The following is a 4,186-nucleotide window of genomic DNA, read 5'->3' on the forward strand; positions in this document are numbered from 1 at the left end:
AAATATTACAATCTATGAAATGCCTTTTTCCGCCCTGAATTTCATTTTTATCTGTTGACTCATTGCAGGATAAGCCAAACCTCAGTTTTGCCTTCTAATTTTGACAATCTGTAATATCTAACCAATTCTTCAGAAAAGAAGAAAAATGCAATACACAGGATGATGAAAATTAAAAGTAAAAGAGTTTCCCCAACTGTCTTCCATTCTAATAGATGATAAAATCTAACTTTGTTTTTCATTTCCCTCTATGCGCTATAACGCTCAGCATATGGATTGTGTCGGTTTTCGAAGTACTTAATTGTCCGCCAGCATTGACATACCTAAGTGCTGAAAATATCAAGATTACTACCTCACCCGCCATAAGCCATATGCATTGTTGCCTGTAGTGTCTTTCTTAAGCTACTTTAAATTCGTTTTCATTCATTTCAACACTAAACTTCACGTTGGCCTTCAGAGCGGTGAATACTTTCAGAATAGTTTCTATGGTTACATTCCTAGTATTGCGTTCCAGTTTTGAGATTTGAGATTTCTGAACGCCAATTAACTTACCTAATTCTTCCTGTGTTAGGTGTCGCTCTTTTCTGGCTGATTTTATCATCTCTCCAAGCGCTTCCATGCCCAGTTCAAACTCGTATTTATCCCGATCAGGTGTACCTATTTTCCCGATATGCTTGTCTTTCATTTGATCAAGCGTCATCATTTTCATCTTTCTATTTGTTGCTTCCATAACTTAACTTTTTTGATCAAAATAATCTGCTCTGATTTGCATTGCCTTCTCAATCTCAGACTTTGGAACTTTACTCACTTTTTTGACAATCCCATGAGTTGAGATCACAAGAGTTTCCGTCTTATCCGTTTTGTCCCAAAATGCAAAAAGTCGGTATTGCACTCCACTGTACTTTGTTCTGAACTCCCAAATTTCGTCTGTTAATTTCTTAAACAGTTTCGGGTCATTTACCAACTTTGCTTTATCTATGTTGTAATATATTTTTGTTTGCGTTTTCAAATCCAGCGTTTCCATAAAAACAATAGCTGGTTCCAGGAAAATGACCTCAAATTTTGGCTTCATTCAGTTTATATCTCAATTTACGAACAAATCTACACAAAAGTTGAGTTATATGGAAACTTTTCATCTGTTTACATTACAGGGTAGGGTAGAGCCTGGTAGCCCTGCTTAATTTGCTATAATATAGCAATAATCAGACTACCAGTGCCCCCATTTCATGGCGACCCTCATCAAACCGTGCATGAAGTTTTCCCTCACACGGCTTACCGATGAAGTTCTGTTTTGGACATGCATGTCTGTTCACAAGCTTCAGTTATAGTATTTAGCGATAACACTCCTCTAACTTGTTTCCATACACTTGGTCCAAACTATAGCTCCCTTTAATCTCATCTAGCCTATAAGTTGACCGAATAGGACTAAGCCAGTATCAACAGCCAGTGGATTATATGAGCATCTTCAAAGTAGGGCTCCTTCCCATTCCATGGTGGCCTCCTACAGAGTTTTGTTGTCTCTGCTGTCTACGGTACTATGTGCCCCTCCGACTTCTGATCTTCCCCTGCTGCATTTCGTTATACTTATAGCAGTAGGTTGTAAGTAGCCATCTCACAAAAGACCAGATCTCCCACGTTTAGCGTATCTCCATCTATAATCACCCCATCCCTATGACTCCGGCAGTTTACTGAAATTCAAATGACTGTTAATCCTTTCAGTATGGCAGGGTTCAAGCGGGTCTCGCAGACACCGTTGAAACTCTCCCCAAATCTGCAAATGCACATCTCGAAGCTACTCTGGGTTCACGCTTAATGCATTACGGGTTGATTATTTGAAGCAACAGAGCTTCAGCAGCACCCTCACGAGTGTGACTGTCTATTGCTCTTCCAGGTGAACAGTCAATTACCTGGGTGGGATTTTCACCCACTGGATCTACACCACTTCGTGGCACACCAACGTTTGCGCAGCGGACGGCGAGGGCTTTACCCGAAGCATAGCGGATATGGAGTGTTGAACTAAACCTGCGGTAGCCTTTAGCAGCAGGGTTTTTCATGATATTCTTATCTTGATGAAGGTAATTTAAACCATTTATATCATGAAAAAAAACACACCGTACCAAAGGGGAAACACTCATTGAAAGAACCTGTCGTGAGGTTCCTGATTTTCTTCCTCTTTACCAAAAATTGGAGAGAAGCTTTTCGGTTGCTGGCTACAGCCAGAGTACTCTAACAAATTACTCCCGCTGTCTGGCTCAAATGGCCCAGCACTACAACATGAATCCGGTGCTTCTAGACGAAGAACAGGTGCTAGACTATCTGCATTACCTCAAACAGCAAAAGAAAACGCCTTCTGAGTCCTTTTTTAAGCATACCGTTTACGGCTTAAGGTATGCCTACCGGATGGAAGGACTCAAAGAAAAACGAGTAGTACTTCCTTCCCTAGAACGGCCCAAAACCCTTCCGGTAGTGCTGAGCAAAGAGGAAATGCGAAGCCTACTACTAGCCCCTAAACTGCTGAGACATCGCCTGGTGCTGGGTATGCTTTATGGATGCGGGCTACGCTGCTTTGAACTCCGTAGATTACATACCAAAGACGTAGATTTTAACCGGCTCATGGTGCATGTCAGGAAAGGCAAAGGGCGTAAAGATCGCTACCTGCCTCTGAGTAAGCACCTGGCGCGGGGGCTAAAGACCTACATTAACAATGAACATCCTCAACTGTGGCTCTTCAATGGTAAAAATGCGGAAGGAAGAATCGTCGCCCTATCCCAAAGAGGCGTTCAGTGGATCGTCAGGGAATCCAGAAAAACTGCTGGCTTAGAAAAGGAGGTCACCGCACATACTCTCCGTCATACTTTTGCTACTCACTTGCTGGAAGATGGGCTTGACATCGTCAGCATTAAGGATCTGCTCGGGCATGCTCGCCTGGAAACTACACTAATCTATCTCCATGTCTCTCAAATGGGAAGACGCAGGCCCTTTAGCCCAATGGATACGCTCTACCCTGATAAGTAGTGCGTCCCAAACATGAAGTAGCTGATGTACTAAATAGGAACAAGTACAGGCTCAGTAGCTACTGCAGCAATAGCTGGCAGGAACGCACCTTGCATGCTCTTAGAAAATGTAGGACCGCTGATCTGGGCGGTCATGTGGATCAGTGTGATAGCTGTGGCAATTTGTCTATCAGTTATAATAGCTGTCGCAATCGCCACTGCCCTAAATGCCAGGGAGAACAGCGCGAGGCATGGATACAGGCAAGGGAAAATGAACTCTTGCCAGTACCGTACTTTCATGTTGTGTTCACCCTGCCTGAGCAGGTCAACCCGCTATGCTTGTATGCACCAGCCAAAGTATACCGTCTGCTCTTCAGTACAGCCTGGTCGGTGATGCAGAGCTTTGCCAAAGATGCCAAGCACCTGGGGGCCAAGCCTGCTATGATCGCTGTACTACATACCTGGGGGCAGAATCTGAGTTCACATCCACACCTTCACTGCATCGTTCCGGGTGGCGGTGTGACCAAACAAGGCAAATGGAAGCCTGCTCGGAATAAAGGTAAATTCCTCTTTCCGGTAAATGCCATGAGCAAAGTCTTCCGGGCCAGGTTAGTAGCAGGTCTAAGAAAAGCTTTCCCGGAGAAGGAAAAAGCATTCTTTGCCAGCCTGTTTGAAAAGCCATGGGTAGTATATGCCAAGAGACCTTTCCAGCATCCTAAAGCGGTGGTGGAGTATCTTGGGCGCTACACTCATAAGATCGCCATCAGCAATCACCGGCTCATCAGCCTGGATAACGGCCAGGTTACTTTCAGCTACAAGGACTACCGAAAAGGAGCGCAGAAGCAGCAGATGTCTCTTACTGACAAAGAGTTTATCCGACGCTTCAGCCAGCATATCTTACCCAGAGGGTTTGTCAGGATCAGGCACTATGGATTCCTCTCCAGTCGCTGGAAGTCTGAAAGGCTTCCTGATCTCCAGCGGATGCTTGGTCCTACCGTTGCTCCCGATGATCAGGAAGAACCCGTATCTCACCGTAAGTGCTGTGCCTGTGGTAACGGTACACTGCACACGATGAATATGTTTTATGGTAGAGCGCCTCCGAAAGTATGGATAGAACGGGTATCCACCCGTCCAAGTACATGTTTTCTTGCAATGACAGAGGGAGTACTTTTGTTAGAAATACCAATTTATGGAAC

Annotated in this window: 5 protein-coding genes; 2 read left to right on the forward strand and 3 right to left on the reverse strand. The window is 44.4% G+C overall.

What is annotated here, in order from left to right; translation table 11 throughout:
• Positions 1-394: 394 nt before the first annotated feature.
• From WJR50_RS33795 to WJR50_RS33805, 3 genes are all read right to left on the reverse strand, one after another.
• Positions 395-727: a helix-turn-helix domain-containing protein gene (locus tag WJR50_RS33795; RefSeq protein ID WP_445223518.1), complete on the reverse strand. Its 333-nt coding sequence runs from the start codon at positions 725-727 to the stop codon at positions 395-397.
• 3 nt (positions 728-730) lie between these two features.
• Complete coding sequence (locus tag WJR50_RS33800) at positions 731-1,069, reverse strand: type II toxin-antitoxin system RelE/ParE family toxin (RefSeq protein WP_341297739.1); 339 nt, start codon at positions 1,067-1,069, stop codon at positions 731-733.
• 745 nt (positions 1,070-1,814) lie between these two features.
• Positions 1,815-2,117 (reverse strand): hypothetical protein, encoded by a 303-nt coding sequence (locus WJR50_RS33805; protein WP_341297740.1) that lies wholly within the window; start codon positions 2,115-2,117, stop codon positions 1,815-1,817.
• 64 nt (positions 2,118-2,181) lie between these two features.
• On the opposite strand from WJR50_RS33805, the gene WJR50_RS33810 reads away from it, so the two are divergent.
• Positions 2,182-3,012, forward strand: a complete 831-nt coding sequence (locus WJR50_RS33810) for a tyrosine-type recombinase/integrase (protein ID WP_341297741.1) — start codon at positions 2,182-2,184, stop codon at positions 3,010-3,012.
• Positions 3,012-4,186, forward strand: a 1,175-nt coding sequence (locus WJR50_RS33815) for an IS91 family transposase (protein WP_341297742.1), incomplete at its 3' end; no start/stop codon positions are given. The genes WJR50_RS33810 and WJR50_RS33815, both read left to right, overlap by 1 nt.

The organism is Catalinimonas locisalis (genome assembly GCF_038039535.1).
Taxonomy (GTDB): domain Bacteria; phylum Bacteroidota; class Bacteroidia; order Cytophagales; family Cyclobacteriaceae; genus Catalinimonas.